The sequence below is a fragment of the Ensifer sp. GW821-FHT05G01 genome, assembly GCF_059419585.1.
Genome location: NZ_JBWKSC010000002.1, coordinates 103777 through 126399, shown reverse-complemented (window position 1 = coordinate 126399; position 22623 = coordinate 103777). Strand labels below are relative to the sequence as shown.

General features: G+C 62.6%; 19 protein-coding genes. 8 read left to right on the top strand and 11 right to left on the bottom strand.

The annotated features are described in order from the left end of the window. Positions 1-91: 91 nt before the first annotated feature. The gene (locus AC07UR_RS06390) at positions 92-514 is read right to left on the bottom strand and encodes a RidA family protein (protein ID WP_209789341.1); all 423 of its coding nucleotides are present in this window, start codon (positions 512-514) and stop codon (positions 92-94) included. 390 nt (positions 515-904) lie between these two features. On the opposite strand from AC07UR_RS06390, the gene AC07UR_RS06385 reads away from it, so the two are divergent. Continuing rightward, positions 905-1156, top strand: coding sequence for a hypothetical protein (locus AC07UR_RS06385; RefSeq protein WP_077501159.1), 252 nt, complete (start codon positions 905-907; stop codon positions 1154-1156). Between the two features lie 169 nt (positions 1157-1325). On the opposite strand, the gene AC07UR_RS06380 is transcribed toward AC07UR_RS06385, so the two are convergent. The 9 genes from AC07UR_RS06380 to AC07UR_RS06340 form a co-directional block, all read right to left on the bottom strand. Continuing rightward, positions 1326-3011 carry a Na/Pi cotransporter family protein gene (locus AC07UR_RS06380; RefSeq protein ID WP_173421550.1) on the bottom strand — a complete coding sequence of 562 codons (1686 nt, stop codon included), beginning with the start codon at positions 3009-3011 and terminating at the stop codon, positions 1326-1328. A gap of 29 nt (positions 3012-3040) precedes the next feature. Then, positions 3041-3646, bottom strand: coding sequence for a histidine phosphatase family protein (locus AC07UR_RS06375; RefSeq protein WP_209789340.1), 606 nt, complete (start codon positions 3644-3646; stop codon positions 3041-3043). Next, positions 3643-4743, bottom strand: coding sequence for an ABC transporter ATP-binding protein (locus AC07UR_RS06370; protein WP_173421548.1), 1101 nt, complete (start codon positions 4741-4743; stop codon positions 3643-3645). The genes AC07UR_RS06375 and AC07UR_RS06370 overlap by 4 nt, the downstream gene beginning before the upstream one ends. Beyond that, positions 4740-6425: an ABC transporter permease gene (locus AC07UR_RS06365; RefSeq protein ID WP_209789718.1), complete on the bottom strand. Its 1686-nt coding sequence runs from the start codon at positions 6423-6425 to the stop codon at positions 4740-4742. Before AC07UR_RS06365 ends, AC07UR_RS06370 begins: the two co-directional genes overlap by 4 nt. A 117-nt stretch (positions 6426-6542) precedes the next feature. After that, the gene (locus AC07UR_RS06360) at positions 6543-7661 is read right to left on the bottom strand and encodes an ABC transporter substrate-binding protein (protein ID WP_412728346.1); all 1119 of its coding nucleotides are present in this window, start codon (positions 7659-7661) and stop codon (positions 6543-6545) included. Positions 7662-7688: 27 nt separating this feature from the next. Continuing rightward, positions 7689-8525, bottom strand: a complete 837-nt coding sequence (locus tag AC07UR_RS06355) for a MurR/RpiR family transcriptional regulator (protein ID WP_209789338.1) — start codon at positions 8523-8525, stop codon at positions 7689-7691. A 144-nt stretch (positions 8526-8669) separates the two neighbouring features. Then, positions 8670-8885, bottom strand: a complete 216-nt coding sequence (locus AC07UR_RS06350) for a hypothetical protein (protein WP_209789337.1) — start codon at positions 8883-8885, stop codon at positions 8670-8672. Positions 8886-8978: 93 nt separating this feature from the next. Continuing rightward, entirely contained in the window at positions 8979-9833 is an 855-nt protein-coding gene (locus AC07UR_RS06345; protein ID WP_173421545.1) for a MurR/RpiR family transcriptional regulator, read from the bottom strand. Positions 9834-9934: 101 nt separating this feature from the next. After that, a complete protein-coding gene (locus AC07UR_RS06340) occupies positions 9935-11014 on the bottom strand; it encodes a polyamine ABC transporter substrate-binding protein (RefSeq protein WP_209789336.1) in 1080 nt (359 codons plus the stop codon). Positions 11015-11179: 165 nt separating this feature from the next. On the opposite strand from AC07UR_RS06340, the gene AC07UR_RS06335 reads away from it, so the two are divergent. The 7 genes from AC07UR_RS06335 (at position 11180) to AC07UR_RS06305 (ending at position 20082) form a co-directional block, all read left to right on the top strand. Continuing rightward, positions 11180-12271: an ABC transporter ATP-binding protein gene (locus AC07UR_RS06335; RefSeq protein ID WP_173421544.1), complete on the top strand. Its 1092-nt coding sequence runs from the start codon at positions 11180-11182 to the stop codon at positions 12269-12271. 1 nt (position 12272) lies between these two features. Beyond that, positions 12273-13172, top strand: a complete 900-nt coding sequence (locus AC07UR_RS06330) for an ABC transporter permease (RefSeq protein WP_209789335.1) — start codon at positions 12273-12275, stop codon at positions 13170-13172. A 9-nt stretch (positions 13173-13181) separates the two neighbouring features. Further along, complete coding sequence (locus AC07UR_RS06325; RefSeq protein WP_209789334.1) at positions 13182-14012, top strand: ABC transporter permease; 831 nt, start codon at positions 13182-13184, stop codon at positions 14010-14012. Positions 14013-14014: 2 nt separating this feature from the next. After that, complete coding sequence (locus AC07UR_RS06320; protein ID WP_209789333.1) at positions 14015-15139, top strand: DmpA family aminopeptidase; 1125 nt, start codon at positions 14015-14017, stop codon at positions 15137-15139. Positions 15140-15509: 370 nt separating this feature from the next. Continuing rightward, positions 15510-16847, top strand: coding sequence for an HlyD family secretion protein (locus tag AC07UR_RS06315; RefSeq protein ID WP_209789332.1), 1338 nt, complete (start codon positions 15510-15512; stop codon positions 16845-16847). Positions 16848-16867: 20 nt separating this feature from the next. Beyond that, the gene (locus tag AC07UR_RS06310) at positions 16868-18112 is read left to right on the top strand and encodes a hypothetical protein (RefSeq protein ID WP_209789331.1); all 1245 of its coding nucleotides are present in this window, start codon (positions 16868-16870) and stop codon (positions 18110-18112) included. 8 nt (positions 18113-18120) lie between these two features. Next, positions 18121-20082, top strand: coding sequence for a glycosyltransferase family 2 protein (locus tag AC07UR_RS06305; protein WP_209789330.1), 1962 nt, complete (start codon positions 18121-18123; stop codon positions 20080-20082). A 61-nt stretch (positions 20083-20143) separates the two neighbouring features. On the opposite strand, the gene AC07UR_RS06300 is transcribed toward AC07UR_RS06305, so the two are convergent. Beyond that, entirely contained in the window at positions 20144-22543 is a 2400-nt protein-coding gene (locus tag AC07UR_RS06300; protein WP_234941673.1) for a thiamine pyrophosphate-binding protein, read from the bottom strand. Between the last annotated feature and the right edge of the window lie 80 nt (positions 22544-22623).

Below are 22623 nucleotides of genomic sequence, written 5' to 3'. Positions count from 1 at the left end.
TGCTTCCGCCAAAGGGGATAGTGGGCGCGCCAAACATCCCGCTGCCCGGACTTCGGACGAGCACCCTGGGCGGCACCCGTCCCTGTTCCGGCTAACCGAGTGCCGCAACAGCCTCGATCTCAAACAGCATTCCGTCGAGCGCCAGCCGCGGAACCGGGATCAGCGTGCATGTCGGCTTGGTACCGTGGCCGAGCGCCGCTTCCAGTTCGGCGCCGAAGACGTGCAGTCGCTCTTCGGAGTGATCGACGATCAGCACCGTCAGCTTGACGATATCACTTGGCCCAGCGCCCGCCGCGGCAAGCGCGGTGCGCAGATTGGCAAGCGCCCGGCGAACCTGCTGCCGGAAATCCGGATCGAGGCTGCCTTGCTCATCCTCCCCGCCCTGGCCGGCGATGAAGACCAGCCGCACGCCTGATGGAACCACGCCGACATGGGAATAACCATTGACCGATGCATCATAGAGCCCGACCGGGTTAAAGAGACGGACAGGCGATTTCGAAAGTGTCGATGCCATTGTTTTGCTTTCCGTTTGTTGCACGAGGAAGCCTTGGAAAGCGCATTTGCACGATCGTCGATACGGTGTGCCGTCGTGCGCACCTTCCGGCTCCATATCACCTTGACGAACCGGCAACGCCCGCTGTGACGCGGTCGCGTGGCATTTTTTTCGCTTGCTCATGCACGTCCCGAACACCAGCCGGTGCGCCCGCCGGGACCTTCGCAGCGAAACAGACAAGATCCGACGCCGACGCCCCCGCGACACCATGGACGAACTGCTTCCACCCTCGCAAAGTTGGATAGCCTCCCGGCGACGCTGAAGGCGGCCTTGATTGCCCCAGCGGCAATGGCGTAGCTAGAGGCAGTCGGTTCGACGGATCGATCCAACCGACATGGCAAAAGGTGTCGCATGAACGAAGAACCGAAAATCGTCCTGTCCCCGCTCTCGCAGGAATTCTCGCGCGACGGGATCACTGTGACAGTCGAAATCTCCCGCGTCGAGGACGGCAACGAATGGGCGCTCGAAGTCACCGATAGCCAGGGCATGTCGACGCGCTGGGAAGACCTGTTTGCGACCGATGCGGCCGCGCTCGCCGAATTTCTGAGCGCCGTCGAAGAGGACGGCATGTCCGTGTTCGTGATGCCCTCTGCACTGCACTGACAAGCGCCAGCGAAGATAGATCGTCACGAGATGCGATAGGGGGGCGAGGGTTGCCCCTTACGCCTCGGCATTGCACTCCGTCCGTCACCAAGAGAAGACAACCTTGTTCGTCTGTAGACAGACGCGACAAGGCCATCCGGCCGTTCATTGCACCGACCTCGTTGGTCTCTCACGCGAGCCGTTCGCTTAAGGCAGACGTGCGAAGGCGGGTCTCGTTCAGCAATCCCGCCGCCTGGATCAGCGGGTAGGCCGCAGCGGCTATGTGCGAATTGATCCGGTGCAGGTCGCCGACGAGATCGATGAACAGGGCGTTGCTGCTCAAACTGACGCCCTTTTCCATGCCTTCCCGGCCGAGATGCCCGTTGATTGCGCGCTCTTCAAGCGCGCGGAAGCGGTCCTTCTGCGAAGCCAGACGAGCTGCGGCGCCGACGTCGCGTGACGAAAGGGCCGCGGGCACCAGGCGCAGCGAGGAGGCCACCTCCTCGCAAAGCCTGTCGATGGCCTCGCGCTGGCTCGGCGCGAGCTCAATGTCCTGCCTGATCTTTGCCCGGATGCGGTCAGCCAGGTTGAGCTTGATGACGTCGCCGGCATGCTCGATATTGCTGGCAAAGAGCATGATCTCGAAGGCACGGCGGGTGTCGACTGCCGAAAGCTCGCCTTGGGCCAGGCGGCCGAGATAGGCATGGACCGAGCCCATGTAGGTCCCGAGCTTGAGATCGATGGCGTTGACCTCCTTCAATGCCTCCAGCCGACTGGAAGACAGCGCGGTCAGCGACGTCAGGAACATTCGCTCCAGCAACTCGCTCATCCGGATCGTCTCCATCGTCGCATTGGAAAGCGCAATGGCTGGCGTTGCCAACGAGACGCTGTCGAGATAGCGCGGCGTCGCCAGGGGATCGTCGGCGGTCGCGGCATTCGGGATCAACCGGTCGACAATACGCACGACGACTGGGGTGATCGGCAGGAACACGGCTGCGACCACAAGATTGAACGCGGCATGGAGCCCGACCGCAACATGCAAGGGGTCTATCGGCAGATGCCCGGCAAGATCGACGATCTGTCGTGACAGCGGCAGCAGTGCCACGGCCAGAAAACCACGACAGAGCAGATTGGCGACCGGAAGCTTGCGGGCGACAGACGGCTGATCGAGGGTCGCGCTGACGGCAGGCAGACCGCCGCCGAAATTGACGCCGAGGATCAAAGGCACGGCGCCGGCCACCTCCAGGCTGCCATTGGTCATGAGCGATGCGATCAACAGAATGACCGCCAGGGTCGAATGGCAGAACCAGGCGAGGATCGCACCGACGAGGAAGCCGAGAACCGGCTCATTGGCAATCGCCGCCAGAACGTCGTGAAACAGCGTGGCCTCCCGCAAGGGAGCCGTCGCCGAAACGATGACCTTCAGTGCCAGGAGCATGAGACCAAGGCCCATCATGATCCGACCGGCATTTCGCGGGCGAAACTCGCTCGACGCGCCGAAGGTGAGATAGCCCGCGAACAGAAAGAGTGGCGCCATCGTCGTTGCCAGCGACGAGCCCGACGCGAACAGGCCGGAAACGAGCGCCGAGCCGATATCGGCCCCCAGCAGCACCGCAAGGCCCGTCGCCGACCCGATAGCGCCAGCCCCTGCCAGGCCGGCGATGATCAGCGCCATCGCCGTGGCGCTGCCGAGAACGGCGGTGGCGGCGATACCACCACCGAACGCGGTCAGCCGGTTGGAGAGCCGCTGCTCGACGAAGCGCTGCAGCCGGTCACCCCAACCGCGCATGACCCCGGTCCGCACCATCCGCACGCCCCAGAGCAGCAGCGCGACGCCGCCGAGCAGTTCCACAATGACAAACGTTCCGGAATTCATGTTTTGCGAGGCCCTTGCGCTTCAGGCGATCAATCGGCGACAGATATGTCGGGAGCGACAGATCCAATGTTGTAGCCTTCGAGCTGCGCTGCAGACCGGTCCGCTACGGGGAAGTTCAGGATGGTTGCCGTTCCCGGCGTGACGGGAACGACGCGCGAGGGTGGCAGGTCCAGAAATTCGTGGCAGGCCGCGCGGATGACGCCGCCATGCGCCACCACGAGCAGGTCGCCGTCCGTTCGCGACATCCAGTCGCGAACCCCGTCGGCTACGCGGTTGCGAAAGGCGATCCAGGTTTCGGCATTGGCGGGCGTGAATGTCCCGGCGCGCCAGGCGGTGTAATCCTCCGGGCGCTCGGCGATCAGCTCCGGCTTGCGCCGCCCCGTCCATTCTCCCATGTCGAGCTCGCGAAAGCGCTCGTCGGAGGGTGCATCCGGATGCCCGATGAGCGCAACGGTCTGCCGAGTCCGGCCGAGATCGGAGGCGATGATGCGCGCAGGCTTTAGCGCCTTGGCATAGGGACGGAACCGCCGGACCTGGGCCATGCCGCGCTCGGACAGAAGCGAGTTGTCCTGGCCCTGTAGTCGTTGTTCGGCGTTCCACTCGGTTTCGCCATGGCGCATGAGGATCAGCCTCATTGAGTTATCCTTTCTCCGCTGACGGCAAAGACTGCGTCAGGGGTCCGTATGAATGACAGTGTGACAGGGTCGCCAGGCATGGCGCTGAAATAACCTTCCGCCATACCGGTGATCCTGAGTTCGCCGAGCATGGCCGTGACCATCGTGCGTCCGGCAATCGGCGCGGCCTCCGCGAAACGCGCGGTGACCGAAGGCTTGTCCGCCACCGCGCCAACAGACACGTCTTCGGCGCGATAGAGGAGCTGTACCGCGTCGTGACCGGGCGCGATGGAACCCGAGGTCAGCGGTGTATCGTTGAAGACGAACATGTCCGCGACCCGGCGTGCCGGCAAAAGATTGGCCGGCGGCGTGCCGAGAAAGGTGGCGACGAAGGTCGTGGCCGGATTGCGCAGCAGTTCGATCGGCTTGCCGAACTGCTCGACGCGGCCATTGTTGAGCACGGCGACATGCGTCGCCATGGTCATGGCCTCTACCTGATCATGCGTGACATAGACAGAGGTAGCACCGGTTGCCCTGTGGATCCGCATCAATTCGCTGCGCATCTCGATACGCAGCTTGGCATCAAGGTTCGACAGGGGTTCGTCAAACAGCAGAATGCTCGGCTCCGGCGCGATGGTGCGGGCGATCGCCACGCGCTGCTGCTGGCCGCCGGAGATTTCCGCGGGATAACGCTCGGCAAGGGCGCCGATGCCGAGCAAAGCAAGGACTTCCTTGACCCGACGATCGCGCTTTTCGCGCGGCCACCGCGCAACCTTCAAAGGCCATGCGATATTGCCGGCGACCGTCATGTGCGGCCACAAAGCGTAGCTCTGGAAGACGAGGCCGGCGTTGCGTCGGCCCGCATCGGCAATCACGCCGCCCGCACCACTCGACACGGTCTGGCCGACAAAGGCGATCTCGCCTTCACTCGGACCTTCCAGTCCCGCCAGCATACGCAGCAATGTCGACTTGCCGCAGCCCGAGGGGCCTACGAGGACCAGGAACGAGCCGGCTGGTACCGATATGTTGACATCCTTGACCGCGGTGAAGGCGCCAAATCGCTTGACGAGGTTGCGGATCTCGATGGCGTCCGCGGCGCCGGTTGCAAGTGCGTTCATGGTTGTTTCCATTTCTGGACGCGGTTCTGGAGGCCATGGGCCAGAAACGAGGCCGCAAGGCAGACGATAAGGATGACGAGGGTGATGGCATTGGCGAACTGCATGAAGCCCTCGGCGGCATAACGATAGGCGACCATGCTGAGCACGGGCGACGTCGCGGTGAACAGGAGCACGACCAGCGAGAGATCACGCACCATCTTGACGAAGACGAGGATCGCTCCGGCAAACAGACCGCGGATTGCCAGCGGGAAGATGATCGCGAACAACCGGCGAAGCAGGCCTGCCCCAGTCAGCCGCGCGCTCTCCTCAATGTCGGCAGAGATCTGGCCGAGGACCGATCGGCCGGACTGCACCGCGAAGGGGAGATTATGCGCAGATGCCGCAATCACCAGCAGCGCGAAGGTACCATAAAGCGAAGGCAGCGGACCGATCGGTGCACCAAAGAGGGCAATATAGGCGGCGGCAAAGGCGATGCTCGGCACCAGAAGCGGGACGAAGGCAAGCTGGGAAAGGATCGTGGCCAGCAGGCTGCCACGGCGCTGGACGATGGTGTAGGCGAGCGCGAGGCCCAGCAGCATCGTCGTCAGCGCGACGACAAGGCCAAGGCGGATCGTGTTCCAGAGGGCGTCGATCAGCACGGGGTTGCGGAAGATACCCGCCTGCCCCTGCGCAATTTCGCCGCCGCCTTCGCCAATCCAGAAATGCAGCGTCCAGTGCGAAAACAGCGCGCCGCTTTGCGGCGCAAGGCTTGAGGCGGCGAGCACCAGAACCGGTACCACGGTGGTCAGAAGACCGATGGTTACGGCAACCGCGAAGAGCGGCCAGCGCCAGGCACCGAGCGGAAAGCGTTTCGTGCGACCGCCCTTGCCGGTGACCGTGACGAAGGCCTTGCGGCCAGAGACGATGCGGTCCGACATCCAGAGAAACAGCGCCGACACGGCGATCAGAAGCAGAGCGAGCACGAAGCCGCGCTCGTTTTGACCGGTTTCGATCATGCCGAAGAGGCGGGTGGAAAGCGTCTGCATGCGCACCGGCAGGCCAAGAAGTGCGGGCGCTGCGAAGTTGGCGACGGCGCCGGCAAAGGTAAGAGAAGCGGCGGCGATCAGGGCCGGCGTGACCACGGGCAGGATGATGCCGAAGAAGATGCGCGGCCGTTTGGCACCGGCCATCTGCCCCGCCTCAACCAGATCCGCGCCGAGCGAACTGAGGGCTGCGGCGATAATCGTATAGGCGAGCGAGTAGTAGTGGGCGATCAGTACGATCGCGGTCGGCACCAGCCCCCAGGCGAGCCAGTCGGGAATGGCAAGGCCATTGGTCTCGAAGAAGCCAGCGGAACCGCCGAGGCGGGAATTTCGAAACAGCGTTCCCCAGGCGAGCGCCGCAGCGAAGCTTGGGATCATATAGGGCAAGGTCCCCATAAGTCCGAGCAGGCGACGTCCGGGCACGTCGGTCAGAACTACCAGCCAGGCCAGAAACCCGCCGAGGATGAGGCAGCCGCTCGCGACCCCGAACCCGAGAACCATGGTGTTAAACAGCGGTCGCCACCAAAGATTGAAGGACAGCGGGCTGACAAGCACCGCCTGCCAGGCCGCGATGCCTTCAGGGGTGAGTGTCGACAGAAGGATGCGCACAAGCGGCGCCACCACCAGGATGGCGACGATGGCAACGAGGATTGCCGGCATGACGAAGCTTGATCGGAGCAGCCGGCGACCGCCCGATGGCGCGAAGGTCGATATGAATGTCATTTGCGAACCTCGGCGTTTGCCGGCGCAAGCTCAGTTGCGCCGGCAAACAGCCTGTTATTGAAGCGTGATGATGAGATCGGAGACACGTCCGCGGGCGGCGGCGGTCTTGGCCGGGTCGATAGTCCAGGCCTTCAGCTCCCCGAGTTTGACGGAGTCCGGATGGTGGGCGATGGTCGTGCGCGTGGCATAATCGCCGGGAACGTTGAAGGGTTCAAAGCCGGCACCTCCCGTCGGCGTGTCGTCGCCGAACATGAAGTCGATCAGCAGCCGCGCGGCGGCTGGATGCGGTGCCTTGTCGGCAATCGTCAAAATCGCGGGAAACAGAATGCCGTTGGCCGGCTCGACATTGTTGGCGACCTGCAGCGCCCATCCTTCCTTCTCGTTGTCGCGGCGGTCCGAATAGGTGCCAAAGCCGACGGGCGGGTTCTTGGCCGTTGCGTCGCCGACCGACTTGTTGAGCACGTCGCTGTTGGGGACGAGGATCAGGTCGTTGGCAAAGAGATCCTTGATGAACTGCTCGCCGGCGCCCTGAAGATCGGCGTCCACGGCAATATCCTTGCCGAACTGCGCCTTGTAGGCCGCGGCCATCTCATCCGGATGGAGTGCGATCTCGGTCAGGAGGTCGAGCAGTTCGCCACGCTGGCTCGGATCGACCATCAGCACCTTGCCCTGCCACTCCGGCTGGGTCAGCTGCCACAGATTGGTGACCGGTGAGCCGCCGGGAAAAGCCTTCTCGTTGTACATCAGCACCTTGGTCGACAGGCGCTGGGTGAGCAGCGGCCCCTTGTAACGATCGTCGATCTGACCTGCCACGCGCGGCGGCACGTAGTTGACGATGCGCTTGGCTTCGAGAAGCTTGCTGAAGACCACCGGCGTGTCGGCGATGTAGAGCACGTCGACGGCATGCACGCCGGCCTGCTGTTCGGCTTCCAGGCGCGCGATCTGCTTCGTCGAACTCATGTCGAGACCGATCAGATCGATGCCCGGATAGGTTTCCTCGAAGGCTTTCTCGATCTTGGCGATGCGGCTCGATAATGAGAAGACGGTGACGCTGCCCTCCTTCTGTGCGAGCGGCAGCAGCTGCTCGGGTGTCATGCCATCCAGATCTGCCGCCGTAACTGCCGTCGGCAGCACGACGCAGGCCGCAAGTGCGGACTTCATCAGTCGCTTCAACATGGTTTCCTCCTCCATTTTCCCCAGTCAATCGAAGTCGTTGAACAGCTCCGACAGTTTCTCCAGCCTGCCGATCACCTCGCGCTCATGCCTGCCGGCAATCGTCAGGACGATGCCGTTGACGATGGCAAACGGAATGGTCGGTGTCTGAAACTCGCTTCCCGAACGCCCGCGGGGTGCTGCGAGCATCAGGTCCGCAACCGGCTCCATCAGCGGGCCGGCAAGGTCCGAAATCAAAATCGTCCGCGCGCCGACGCGCCGGGCATGCTGCACCAGCGGCGCATAGCTTTGCGGCTGCTTGCGAAAGGCGAGTGCGACGACGATGTCGTTCTTGTCCATGCTGACCATGCGCTCGGCGATATCGCGACCACGGCCGGTCAGCGCGATCGTCGTCATGCCGAAGCGGTCGAGCCGGCGCTGCAGGAAGCCGGCGACCGACTGCGCGTGCCCCTGACCGAACACGAACACCCGGCGCCCCTCGAAGATCATGTCGGCGGCCAGGTCCACGTCACCTTGCGGCACCGAACGCGCGAGTGTCTCCAGGGCCGAAATCTCGGCCGCGATCAGGTCGGTCAGGTAGTCGCCGTGCTCGACCTTGGCGACCGAGCGGCGCATGCGGGTCGCCGCATCCTGATCGTCAAGCACCTCGCGCTGCAGCTGCGCCCGCAGGTCGGGAAAGCCGCGGTAGCCGAGCTTTTGCGCCAGGCGGGTCACAGTCGCCTCATGAACGCTGGCGCGCTGCGATAGCTGCGGCCCGGACAAAAAGGCAGCCTCCGCCCGGTTCTCAAGCATCGTCGCGATCAGCTTCTGATCCGCCTCGGTCAGCCTTTTCGATTGTGCCTTTATGCGATCGATGAGTGTCATGGCGCTCTACAAGTTTCTTTGCGTGACCCATCGTTCAGGCAAACCATCTTGCAGTCAAGGCAACGCCCGCAAGAATCCTTGCAAGACCCTGCAAGGCTTGGTCCAATGCTCGAAAGTCAGTCCAATTTCTGGGGTTTTCTGCAGCTATCGGACGAAATCGGCGCCAAAGTCGGTAGAAAACTGGCGCTTGCGACAGTGCAGAATGGTGCCGACAAAAATCTTTGCAAAGACCCGCAAAGGATCGGACGCCGTGCCGCCGATCAGCGGGGCGGCGGTCGAAGGCGCGGGCGGTGCAAAGGCGGTGGGCACCGAAACATCGGCCTGGTCAGCAGGGCATCCATTGGCCACCACGATGTTCAATCGCGGCCCATGGGAAAGCATTTTGGAAAGGAGGCAGCAGGCCTCCCGCGACGACGAACGAAGGCAGCGCAAGTGGAGCGCCCTTGGCGCCGCTCAAGCCTCGAAGTCGCCGAACACGTCCTGAAGCCGCGTCAACATGCCGACGCGCTCGCTGACCTCGTCGCCGAGAACGACGATAATGTTGCTGAGCATCAGGTCCATGACGGCGATGGTCGTCGCCGCGCCGTCCCATAGGGGGCCGTGCGAACCCGGGACAACCAGGCAGATATCCGACACTTCCGCTGCCCAGGGGCAATATTCGTCGGTGTAGAGGATAACCTTGACGCCGGCGCGGCGCGCTTCCATCGCAAGCGGCTTGGCCTTGGCAGCAAAGCGCCTGACATCGTGCAGGAAAAGCACGCGCCCCTCGACCGAACCATCCAGCAGTTCCGAATAGGTGCCGTTCAAGCCATCGACGAACTGCACCCGCGAGCGGGTATAGGAGAGCTGGCTTGCGAAATACTGGGCGATGCCGCGCACGTTCTGATAGGCTGCGACATAAACCTCGCTGGCACTGATCAGCGCCTCGATCGCCTGCTGCCATTCCGGCGAGGTGGTCAGTTCGTAGACCAGACCGAGATTGTTGATCTGTTCCTGGATAAGGCCGGCGAGCAGCTTGCCCTCACGAATGTCTTCGCGCAGTCGATCGACCGGCCCCTTCACCTGCCAGGCCGGGTTGGAGCTGCCGCGCCGCAGCTCGTGCTTCAGCTGATCGAGGCCATCGAAACCCATGCGCCGGAGGTAGCGCCCGACAGTCATCGGCGAGAGCTCGAGACGGCTTGCGATCGATTTTGCCGTTTCGAACGGGATCTCCGCCAGATTGCGCTCGATGTAGTGGGCAATCAGCCTGTCGGATTTCGACCGCCTGAGTTCCTCGCTCTGCACGAGCTTCAGGATTCGTTGTGCCACGTCCCCTCCCCGGAGGTATTTCCGCCCGCTTGCAGTGCCGCGCGCCCGATATCCGACGCAAAATACGCTGTACGCGGGCGGAATTGCCGATCTTTCCGCCGTTACTGCGCCGTCTTCACCTTGGTCCAGACGCGATCGAGCTGGCGCACGCCGGAGCCCAGGTCCTCGAAGATCTGGAGCCGTTGCATCGTTTCGGGCGTCGGATTGATTTCCTTGCTATTCTTGATCTGGTCGGGGGTCAATTGTCGCGCCGGCACGTTGGCGGTGCCGTTGGTCTGCTGGGAGACGTTGAGAGCTGCGACCTCCGGCCGGGTATAGAACTGCAGGAACTTCATGGCGCTGTCCTTGTTCGGCGCCGTCTTCAACACGCACATATCCTCCTGGTACATGGTCGCCCCTTCCTCCGGGATCACGTAGCCGAGGTCCTTCTGGTTGGCGAAGACATCGACCATCGCGCCGACGAAGAAGTGGCCGGCGGCCACGTCGCCGGACTGCACCATCGGTCGGGTATCATAGGTGAAGGCCGCGACGTCAGGCTTCATCGCGATGATCGTATCGGCCGCCTGCTGCAGCTCGGCCGGGTCGGTCGAGTTGACCTTGTGGCCGTTGAGGATCAGCCCGACGGCCAGCACTTCGCGCATGTCGTCGAGCAGGGTGAACTTCAGCCCCTTCTCCTTGACGGTCGCAATCAGGTCCTTCCAGCCGACGACGTCCTTGCCGAGCACCTTGCGATTGTAGACGATGCCGACGGTTCCAAAGGCATAGGGCAAGCAATACTCGCCCTTCGGATCGCTCTTTGCCCTCAGGAATGCCGGGTCGATGTTCTTGAAACCTTCATAGGCATTGATGTCGGTCTTCTCCAAGAGGTCGAGCTTGGACATGATGTCCTGCATGTGGACCGACGGAAAGACGACGTCGTAGCCGGTGGCGCCGCCCTGGATCTTCGCCAGCATCTCCTCGTTGGAGGAATAGGTGGAAAGATTGACCTTGATCTGCGTCTCTTCCTCGAACTTCTTCAGGACGGCCGGATTGATGTATTCGCCCCAGTTGTAGATGTTGAGTTCGGCCGCCTGGCCAAGGCCGGCCATGGCGAACAAGGCGGACAGCGAGAATGCGGCGGCCCGCGTGGAGCCCAGGAGTTTGGCCTTGGTCGCCCGGACGACGCGGCTTGCTTTTGTCATAGATAGTCTCCTCTGATGGTTCGTGGGGCTTGGCGCCCCAGGATCGGACCGTTCCCTGGTCCTTGCCGGCTCCGGCTTCTGCGGCCGTTGACACCGATGAACAAATGGTATCCATATATCCAAAACGCACAAGCGTTATTTAAATAACATTTTGGGGAATGACAGATGCAGGATTCCATTGTCCGGCTGGAGGGGGCGAGCAAAGCCTTCGCCACTCCGGAAGGCGGGAGCGTGACCGCGCTCGACGCCATCGATCTTCAGGTGCGGCGCAACGAGTTCCTGACGCTTCTCGGGCCATCCGGTTGCGGCAAGACCACCCTGCTGCAGGCGATCAGCGGTTTCGTCGAGCTCGACGGCGGGCGCATCCTGATCGACGGGGAGGACATGACCGACCGGCCGCCCTACCGCCGCCCCGTCAATACCGTCTTCCAGAACTACGCGCTGTTTCCGCATATGACCGTCGGCGAGAACACCGCCTATGCACTTGAAGTCGCTGGCGTCGCCAAGGCAAAGCGACGCGAACAGGTGGCAGCGGCACTGAAGATGGTGGGACTTGAGGGCATGGAGGGCCGGCGTCCGCGTCAGCTCTCAGGCGGCCAGCAGCAGCGCGTCGCCCTGGCCCGTGCCATCATCGCCCGTCCAAAACTGCTTTTGCTCGACGAGCCGCTTTCAGCCCTCGACAAGAACCTGCGCCAGGCCATGCAGATCGAGCTGAAGACGCTGCAGCACGAGCTCGGCATCTCCTTCATCTTCGTAACCCACGACCAGCAGGAGGCGTTGACGATGTCGGATCGCGTCGCGGTTCTCTCCGGCGGTCGCATCCAGCAGCTCGATACGCCGCGAGCGATCTACGACCGCCCGGTCAACAGTTTCGTCGCCACCTTCATCGGCGCGAGCAACCTGTTCGAGGGGCGGATCGATGGCGACCGGTTGATGACCAGCGACGGCACGGAAATTCGCTATCGGCGAACCCCGTCGACAACGTCGGGTGCCGCGACTGCGCTGATCCGTCCAGAACAATTCTTTCTCGCCGACGCGGGAGAGCCGTCCCCCACGCTTGACGTCGACCTCGAAGCGATCGTGTTCGTCGGCTCGACCTTCGAATTGTTCGGCCGCACACCGGCAGGCAGAAAGATCGTCGCCGAGATCCCAGCCGGCCGCCGCAGCCTGATCGGCGAAATCGAGCGAACGCGCCGCGCCAGGCTCGCCTATGATCCGGCCGCCGTTCACCTCATTCAACCGTGCGCGGAGGCGTGACATGTCGATCGCCATTCGCCGCCGCGTCCAGCTCGCCGTCCTGCTCGGTCCCGTTTCCCTGTTCCTTGCCGTGTTCTTCCTTGGCCCGCTGGCGATCATGATGGTCACGAGCTTTCTGGCACCGGGGCTTTACGGCGGCGTCGAGTGGACCTTCTATCCCCACAACTTCGGCCGCATCCTCGGTTTTGCCGATCCGATGTTCGAGGATTTCGATCCCGTCTACATCGCCATCTTCCTCCGCTCGGTAAAGATCGCGGCACTGACGGTTCTGGCCGCCCTGCTCGTCTGCTATCCCGCAGCCTTCTGCATTGCCCGGTTGTCGGAGCGGTGGAAGAACTTCTGCCTGTTCCTCATCACGCTACCCTTCTTCACCAGCCTGATCGTTCGCCTATTCGTCTGGGTGCTGATCCTGCGCCAGACCGGCCTCGTCAACGAGATGCTGCTGTCGACGGGCATGATCGCCCGGCCGCTGGACCTGATCTATACGGACGGCGCCATCATTCTCGGCATGGTCTATGTCTTCATCCCGTTCATGTTCATGCCGGTCTATGCCAGCGTCGAGAAGCTGGACTGGACGCTGGTGCGCGCCTCGCTCGATCTCGGCGCCGGCCCAATCCGCACCTTCTGGCGCATCATCCTGCCGCTGACGGCCCCCGGTATCGTCGGCGGTGCGATCATCGTCTTCATCCCGGCGCTCGGCAACTTCGTCGTTCCGGCCATCCTCGGCGGCGCCAAGGTGATGATGCTCGGCAACCTGATCGAGCAGCAGTTCCTCGCCGCCCGCAATTGGCCCTTCGGCTCGGCTCTGGCGATGATGGTCATGAGCGTAATGCTGGTGCTGTTGCTCGTCTACGTGTTCGCGTCCGGCCGCCGCGGCACCGACGCCGCGCTCAATCGCTGAGGAATCCCCATGAAGATCGCACAATCGCTCTTTCGCGGCGGCCTCGTCGCCTACACCGGCCTCTTCTTCGCCTTCATCTACATTCCGCTGGTGGTGATCGCCGTCTATTCGTTCAATTCCAACCCGGTTAACATGATGACCTGGACCGGCTTCACCACCGAATGGTACGCCCAGGTACTGGGCTTCAAGACGACGGTGTCCGAAAACGCGCTCTATATCGAATCGACCGGCCAGCTTCTCCAGGCCGTGTGGAACAGCCTCGTCATCGCCACCTCGACGACGCTGATCGCCACGGTGTTCGGCACGGCGATCGCGATCGGCCTCTACCGTTTCGACTTTCTTGGCCAGCGCTTTTATCGGGTGATCATGTTCATGCCGATGCTAATGCCCGATATCGTGCTCGGCATCGCGCTTTTGATCTTCTTCGTCAATTCGGGCATCCACCTCGGCCTGACGACGATCATCATCGGGCAATGCACCTTCCTGATTTCCTATGTCTTTATCGTCGTCTCGGCACGGCTCGCCGGCATGGACCGCACACTCGAAAACGCCTCGGCCGACCTTGGCGCTGACGAATGGACGACCTTTCGCCGCGTGGCGCTGCCGCAGCTCCTGCCCGGCATCGTCGGCGGCGCCCTGCTCGCCTTCATCATCTCGATGGACGATCTGGTCATCACCTACTTCATCGCCGGCGTCGATGTGACGACACTGCCGATGTTCATCTTCGCCATGCTTCGGCGCGGCATCAAGCCGGAGATCAACGCGATCGCGGTGATGATGCTGACATTCTCCTTCGTCGTCGCCTCGCTTGGCCTCTACCTCCGCTCTCGGCAGAAATGATCATGGACAACAAGAATACGCCCGCCACCAAAGCCCGCGCCCGGGACCTTGGCCTGCCCTTTACCGGCCGCACCGGCCCCCACAACGCCATCACCGATGTCGAGGGCATTGCCGTCGGCTTTCACACGATCTCAGAAGACGAACCGCGCCCGGGCCGCAAGCGCCCGGTTCGAACCGGGGTCACTGCCATTCTGCCGCATGCAGGCTCGGACGTGCCGGTTCCCGTTTACGCGGGCGTGCATCGTTTCAACGGCAATGGCGAAATGACCGGAACCCACTGGATCGAGGATGGCGGCTTCTTCCTCGGGCCGGTGATGATCACCAACACTCATGCGGTGGGGATGACCCACCACGCCACGATCCAATGGATGCTGGAGCGTTACGCCTCCACCTATGACAGCGACGATTTTCTCTGGATCATGCCGGTGGTCGCCGAAACCTATGACGGCGTACTCAACGACATCAACGGCCAGCCGATCGGCGAGGTGGAGGTCAAGGCGGCACTTGACGCGGCAGTCGCCGGCCCTGTCCAGGAAGGCAATTGCGGCGGCGGCACCGGCATGATCGCCTATGGCTTCAAGGGCGGCACCGGCACAGCCTCTCGGATCGTCGAGTTCGGCGGACGCGACTACACGATCGGCACGCTGGTGCAGGCCAACCACGGCCAGCGCGACTGGCTGACGATCTGCGGCGTACCGGTCGGCCAGCACATGCGCGACGGCACGCCGCAGAGCCAGATGCAGGAACGCGGCTCGATTATCGTCGTCATCGCCACCGACCTGCCGATGGCGCCGCATCAATTGCAACGTCTCGCCCGGCGCGCGGCCATCGGCATCGGCCGCAACGGCACGCCCGGCGGCAACAATTCCGGCGACATCTTCCTGGCGTTTTCGACCGCCAATCCGCAGCCGATGGCGCACCGCGCCCCGCCGCGCCTGACGCTCGAAATCGTCAATGACGAAATGCTCGATCCCGTCTATCTGGCCACGGTCGACAGCGTCGAAGAGGCGGTGGTCAATGCCATGTTGGCGGCGGAAGATTCAGGCGGTACAGCGCACGACCGTTTCAAGATCGATGCCATCAAGCATGGTCCGCTGGTTGAGGTCATGCGCAAATACGGGCGCTGACACCGCCCGCTCCCGGCCGGGCGCAATCTCGATTGCCCCACGCCGGCCGGCACTCCTCGCCGTTTGCGGTGACCCCGTCAGTGGATTTGGCGTGCCGCTCATTTCTTGTGCAGCTGATCAACGCAAGGACAGATGCCGTTAAACGATGCAATAAATGCGTATATATTGATCAATAATTTACTAATATTCGACCTTGACGGGGTATCGACGACATGTAACCCTTAAAAACATGGGAGGATGCGTAGCATAAAAATCACCGCTGGAGATTAAAGCTATGTCTTCCAAGACAAATAAAGACATTTCTACAAATCATACTAAATCAGTCAGAATTTTATCTCTTGGTGTGCTCGGCGTTGTCGGATCGACGTTCATGACAACGATTGCACCGCCGGTCTTCTCATCATCAACGACACGCGCCGTCACCAACGCCCCGGTCGTTTCAATCACCTCGCCGATCGGCGGGCGCGTGGTCGAGGTCAACAGTGGAGGCGACGGCAACCTCCCGCTTGCCACGATCGAAAACGACCGCGTCGACCGCTCGACCTTGATCGGCCTGACGATCGAGCTGACGTCGCTTCAGAACGATCTGGCGCTCAAGCAATCGATCCACGCGGACTATCTGCGCCGCATCGCCGATCTCGAACGAGACCTGGACCGCCAACAGGCGGCGATCATCATTCGGTCAGACAACGACCTGCGCAACGCGCAAGCCCACCTGGAAATCGTCAGCCTGTCGTCCGCCAACGAGAAGAACGCCGCGGTGCGGAAACTCGGCCTCGTGAAAAAGGGTGTGATCGCCGGCAACCGGGATGAGCTTGCCAATACGCTGAAACTTGAGGATACGAAAATCGTAGCCGCCAGATTGCGGGTCGAGATGTTGAGCGCGGATCTCGGCAATGCCCGCTCGGGCATCTTCGTCGGCGGCGAACAGCAATCGTTGCAGGACCTTCAGCGAGAAATCCGCAATGTGAAGGCCGACCGCTCGCAGATCAGCATCCAGACCGCAACCATCCAGGCGCGCATCGACCAGCTGAAGGCTCTGGCGAAAGCGGAAGAAGAACGCGTCGCCAAGCTCGTTCGCGCCGATGTGGCGATCTCTGCGCAGGCGAAACTCTTCAAGACCGTGGCACAGGTCGGAAAGCAGGTCAGCGGTGGCGATACTCTGGCCGAATCCGTCAGCTGTGCCGACGCCTTCGTCGTCGCCATCTTCTCCGAGCGCCAGGCACAAAGCCTGTCATTGGGGGCAAGCGTGACGGTGGAGGCCGACGGCTGGGACGGTCCGGTTCTTGGCCGCGTCGAGCGACTGGTGCCAAAGACGACGGAGCGGGTCGATCTCGACTATGCCGTGCCATTTCCGCCGACGGAACGGCGCGAACTCTACGCCTTCATAACCCCCGATGCGGCGCATTCGGACAATGGGGTCGTGAACAAGTTCTGCGAAGTCGGCACGTGGGTGACGGTCAGCATGCCGAAAACCTGGGTCGTGTGGACCCGCCGCCAGCTCGACAACACGTCGAGCGCGCTCGCCGGTTATGCCGGCCAGCTCCGGCAGCACCTGGCAGCGTTTACGGACGCTCCCACGGCAACCCCAGGCGAGCAGGCGAAGATCACGCGTGTTTCGCCCCGCGGTGCCCGCCTTGCCGCCACCACCACGCTGGCCGTGGCGATGAAGCCCGACAGCACCGGCATTCGTGAGAAAGCACTCTGACGTTTGTGAGGTTTCGGCTGATGTCTCGCTCACCCCTTGCCCTGGGATCACGGGCCGTGGCGATCGCCTGCCTTGCCTGCCTTGCCTCGCCTGCCACGGCCGCCGAGGGCACGGCGCAGGCGCTTTGCGATGCGATCGCAGCCGTGCAGCACGAAACGGTCGGGCAGCCTCCGGCGGTCGGCTTCATCCCAAGTTATCGGCCGGGACCGAACGAAACGGCCTTGCCGCAGCCGCTGGCGACGGCGGCGTTCACTTACGACAACGCGCTTGCAGCCATGGCCTTGCTTGCCTGCGGCAGGATTGCTGCAGCCCGATCGATCGGTGACGCATTGCTGGCCGCATCGAAGACAGACCGGCAGTTTCGCGACGGCCGCCTGCGCAACGCCTACCGGATCGGCGAAATCACCGTGCCGGTTGCCCTTCCCGGATGGTGGGATGCCGACGGGGGCCATTGGGCCGAAGACGAATATCAGGTCAGCACCGCACTTGGAAATGTCGCCTGGGCCGCACTCGCCCTGCTCCAGCTTCATGCTCGCACGCGCGAGCCCGCCTATCTCGAGGGCGCCATCGATCTCGGTACGTGGCTGATGAGCGGACTTCGTGAAGACAGCGCCGGCCTGACCGGCGGATATTTCGGCTTCGACCCGGTATCAAAGCCCATCGCGTGGAAATCGACGGAGCACAATATCGATGCGCTTGCCGTCGCGCGCTGGCTGAAGTCGGAAACCGGAGACCCGCAATGGGATCCACTTGCGCGCTCTGCCCTGCATTTCGTCACGAGCATGTTCGACGGCGAGCAAGGGTTCCTGATCGGCACCGATACGTCAGGCAAGCCGGTGCGCAACGGCATAACCGTTCTCGACGTGCAGATATGGCCGCTGATGGTCGTGCCCGCGGGCGAGCGACCGGCGGGGTGGAACGAGGCACCCTTGCGCATCGACGCCAAACTCGCAGTCCCAGGCGGCTACGACTTCAACGACGACCGGGACGGATTGTGGATCGAAGGAACTGCGCAGGCAGCACTGATGTTTCGGCTGGAGGGTGACGAAGAGCGTGCCGAAGGGTTGATGGAAAGCGTGATGAACAATCGCGACGCGGCGTCGGGCTGGCTGTTTGCCACCCGCGACGAGGAATTATCGACCGGGCTTACGATCGACGCTGCGGGTGTCGGGGGGGCATTTCGGTACTACCGACGGCCGCATCTGGGCGCCACGGCCTGGGCCGTTCTCGCAGCCACGGCTTACAATCCCTTCCGCGCCAATTGAGTGCTGCCATGTTTTTCCACCTCGATTCCGATCTCACAAGCGTCCTTCTGTTCGATCTCGGCGTTGCACTGGCGTTCCTGGCGCTTGCCGCCCTCGCGAATCCGCGAAACCCGCTGGAGAGGGTTGCCTTCAGCATCGTCACTGCAACATCGCTCACGCTCTATCTCTGCTGGCGACTGCTCGACACCCTGCCCGACCTGGAACCGACTGCGGAAAGCCTCTGGCCCTATGTCTATTTTTCGTTCGAGGCTATCTCGATCGTCTACGCGGTCGCCTCCGTCCTGATCCTTTGCCGCACCACGGACTGGACGGCCGAGGCGGATGCCGCAGAGAGCGAACTTGCCGCAAACGGCCGCTATCCATCGGTTGCCGTTTTCATCTGCACCTACAACGAGCCGATCCATATTCTGGAAAAATCAGCTGTTTGCGCCAAGGCGATGGATTACCCGGATTTCCAGGTCTATGTCTGCGACGACACCCGTCGCCCCGAAGTGTGCGAATACTGCGAAACTATCGGCGTCAACTACATTACGCGCCCGGACAACCGGCATGCCAAGGCCGGCAATCTGAACAACGCGCTGCACCTGACGAACAACGAGAGACCATCCGATTTCATCATGGTCCTCGACGCGGACTTCGCGCCACAGGCAAACTTTCTCAAGCGCGTCGTCGGCCTGTTCAGAAACCAACGCATCGGCATCGTCCAGACACCGCAGTTCTACTTCAACGCCGACCCGATCCAGCACAACCTGCACATCGCGTCGAGCTTTGTCGACGATCAGCGCGTCTTCTTCGACACGTTCCAACCGGCAAAGGATGCGGTCGAGTGCGCCTTCTGCGTGGGAACGAGCTTCGTGGTGCGCCGGGCTCTCGTCAACGAAATCGGCGGTTTCCCGCACGAAGCCCTGTCGGAGGACATGCTGCTCTCCTATCGTCTGATGGAGCGCGGATACGTGACCCGATGGCTGAACGAGAAACTCAGCGTCGGCCTTTCCGCCGAGGGCATTCCCGAATACATCACCCAACGAACCCGGTGGTGCCTCGGCACGATCCAGATCGGTCTCCTGAAGGATGGACCGCTGTGGCGGGGGCATTTTACCCTGCGCCAGCGCTTTCACTATCTGCACGGACTGCTGTGCTGGCTGTCGAAGCCCTTCATTCTCTGCCTGCTTTTCGCGCCGTCGATTTACTGGCTCTTCGGAATTTCCGCGCTTCAGGCCGACGAGCTTCTGTTCATGAAGTACGGCATCTCGTCATTGCTGGTGTTCTGGGTCTACGCATCCTGGATCTCGGGAAAACGGACATTGCCGCTGTTTACCGAGGTCACCCATGCGCTGACGGCGCTGCCGGTCACGCTTACGCTACTGCAGGCGATCCGCCGTCCGTTCGGTCGCCCCTTCAAGGTGACGGAGAAAGGCGGCGACCGCGCGCGCATGCGTGTACACCTGCCGACGGCGCTCTTCTTCGGCCTGGTGACGGTGCTTTCCGGTCTTTCGGTGCTGCAGACGGTGCTCGCGTGGAACGCGCCCACGGATTTTGCCGAACGCGAGATACTCAACCTCGTCTGGTCACTCGTATCGATGACCATCGCCTTCGTCAGCCTGCTCGTCTGCATCGAACTGCCACGATACGGGCAGGAAGAAGTCATCGACGTGTCGCTGGACGGGCAGTATCGGCAGGCGGGCCAGACCGTCGACATCAGCATAGGCGGGCTGTCGGCGGACAGCGTCCGCATTCCGGGCCTCGACGCGGCGCGAACAGATGATGCAGCGGTCTACCTGCCGCAGATCGGCTGGGTCCGCATTGCCGAAGGCCATGAGGCCGATGGCGGATTGACGATCCTGCCGACAGCCGAACAACGCAGCGGCATCCTGCGCCTGCTGTTCGGCGTGCCGCGCGCCCAAATTGCCGATCGCGGCAGCTTGCGCGCATCGATGGCCGGCCTTCTGCGGCGCGCCTTTATCGGTTGACCCTTGTCGGAAACGGTGGGTGCGAGGTGCTCCGGCACCCCGGTCATCGCGTGTGGCGCTCCTATCCGGCCTGCCTGAACTTGCGGTGATTGCGGCGTAGAGCGACCGCGTCGGCCGCTTCGATGATCGAGTCCGTATCGATGCCGAAATGGGCGTAGAGGTCGGCGATCGTGCCCGTCTGCCCGAAATGCTCGACCCCCAGCGAAACGGTACGGTGACCGTGCACCGATCCGAACCAGCCGAGGGTGGCGGGATGACCATCGGTGACGGTGATGATCTCGCAGGCATCCGAAAGCGGTGCCAGCAGCGCCTCGATATGGCTTTCAGCGGCGTGATGGCCATGACGGCGGGCGCGTTGCGCCGCCGTCCAGCCGGCGTTGAGCCGGTCAGCCGACGTCACCGCCAGCACGGCGACATCGCGATGACGCTCCGCCAGTCGCCCGGCCGCCATCAGCACCTCTGGCGCGACGCACCCCTGATAGGCCAGCACCAGCTGGGTGTTCGGTCGCGGCTCACGCAGCCAGTAGGCACCGTCGATCACGCCCTGGCGGAAGGCCGCATCCTCGCGGCGCTGCATCTGTTCGAGCGGACGCGTCGTCAGCCGCAGATAGATCGAGCCGCCGGTCGTATCGCGCAGCCACGTGCGTTCGTCGTGCACGGCGTCGCCGTCGCGCTGCATGTAATCGAAGGACCAGTCCATGATCACGGAGAGTTCGTCGAGATAGGCAGGTTCGAAGCTAGCAAGCCCGTCCTGGCTCATGCCGATCAATTGCGACCCGATCGACTGGTGCGCGCCGCCTTCCGGCGCCAGCGTCACGCCAGAAGGTGTGCCGACGATCATGAAGCGGGCATCCTGATAGCAGGCATAGTTGAGGGCATCGAGCCCGCGTGCGACGAACGGATCGTAGACCGTGCCGATCGGCAGCAGGCGTTCGCCGAACACCGAATGGGAAAGGCCGGCCGCGCCCAGGAGCAGGAAGAGGTTCATCTCGGCAATGCCGAGTTCGATGTGCTGTCCGCCGGGACCGAAGGCCCATTTCTGCGCCGAGGGAACCTTCTCGTCTCGGAACGTGTCGGCCTGGGTTTCGCGGGCAAACAGGCCGCGCCTGTTGACCCACGGCCCGAGATTGGTCGAGACGGTCACATCAGGCGCCATCGTCACGATCCGGGCGGCGAGCGCATCGTCGCGCTGCGCCAGCGCATCGAGGATCTTGCCGAACCCCGCCTGGGTCGAAAGCTCGCGGTCGTCGAGCAGAACCGGACCGGCAGATTGCACCGGTTGCGACGTGAACCGTCGTGTGCCCTCGGCAAAAAACGGCACACTCTTCAGAAATTCCTTTGCCGCCTGGGCATCGGCAACCGCCGCGAACTCTTCCCATTCCTCGCCGGCGCGAACGCCGATCTTCTGCTGGAAATCCTGCATCTGTGCCTTGGTCATGAGGCCGGCATGATTGTCCTTGTGGCCGGCCAGCGGCGTTCCCCAGCCCTTGATCGTATAGGCAAGGAAGACCGTTGGGCGATCGTGGTCGATGCTGGCAAAGGTGTCGGCAAGTGTCTGGATGCAATGACCGCCGAGATTGCTCATCAGCGCCGAGAGGTCTTCGTCGCTTCGGGAAGCCAAAAGCTTGCTGACATGAGCCTGGTCACCAATCTCGTCCTGAAGACGCTTGCGCCAGGCGGCCCCGCCCTGGAACGTCAGCGCCGAATAGAGTTGGTTGGGGCAGCGGTCGATCCAACCACGCAGGGTCTCGCCGCCGGGCTCCTTGAACGCCGCCTCCTGCAAGGCGCCATATTTGACGACCTTCACGTCCCAGCCGAAAGCGGTGAAGATCGCCTCGATGCGTTGCCAAAGACCTTCGCGAACGACGCCGTCAAGGCTCTGACGGTTGTAGTCGATTACCCACCATGTGTTGCGCAGATCGTGTTTCCAGCCCTCCTGCAGGCACTCATAGATGTTGCCTTCGTCGAGTTCGGCATCGCCGACGAGCGCGATCATGCGGCCGTCGCTCTTCTTCTGCGCCCACGGTTTCGCCGCGATGTAGTCCTGGATGATCGAGGCAAAGGCAGTAATGCCGACACCGAGCCCAACGGAGCCGGTCGAAAAATCGACGTCGTCGATATCCTTGGTGCGACTGGGATAGGATTGTGCGCCGCCAAAGCCGCGGAAATTCTGCAGCTTCTCGCGCGTCTGGTTGCCCATCAGATACTGGATCGCATGGAAGACCGGGGCCGCATGCGGCTTCACCGCGACCCGATCTTCCGGCCGCAGGATGTGGAAGTACAGCGCCGTCATGATCGACGTGATCGAGGCGGAGGATGCCTGATGCCCGCCGACTTTCACCTCGCCCTTTTCCCGGATGTGATTGGCGTTGTGAATCATCCAGCACGCGTGCCACAGCACCTGCCGTTCCAGATCTTTCAGGCAATTCAGCGTGGCGGTCGAAAGTTTATGCGCTTGCATGTCGGCTCCTCCCAGAACATGAAAACGCTACACCCGGTCGCGCGAAATATCCGGTCTATCTTTGTTGGAAATTTTGTCAT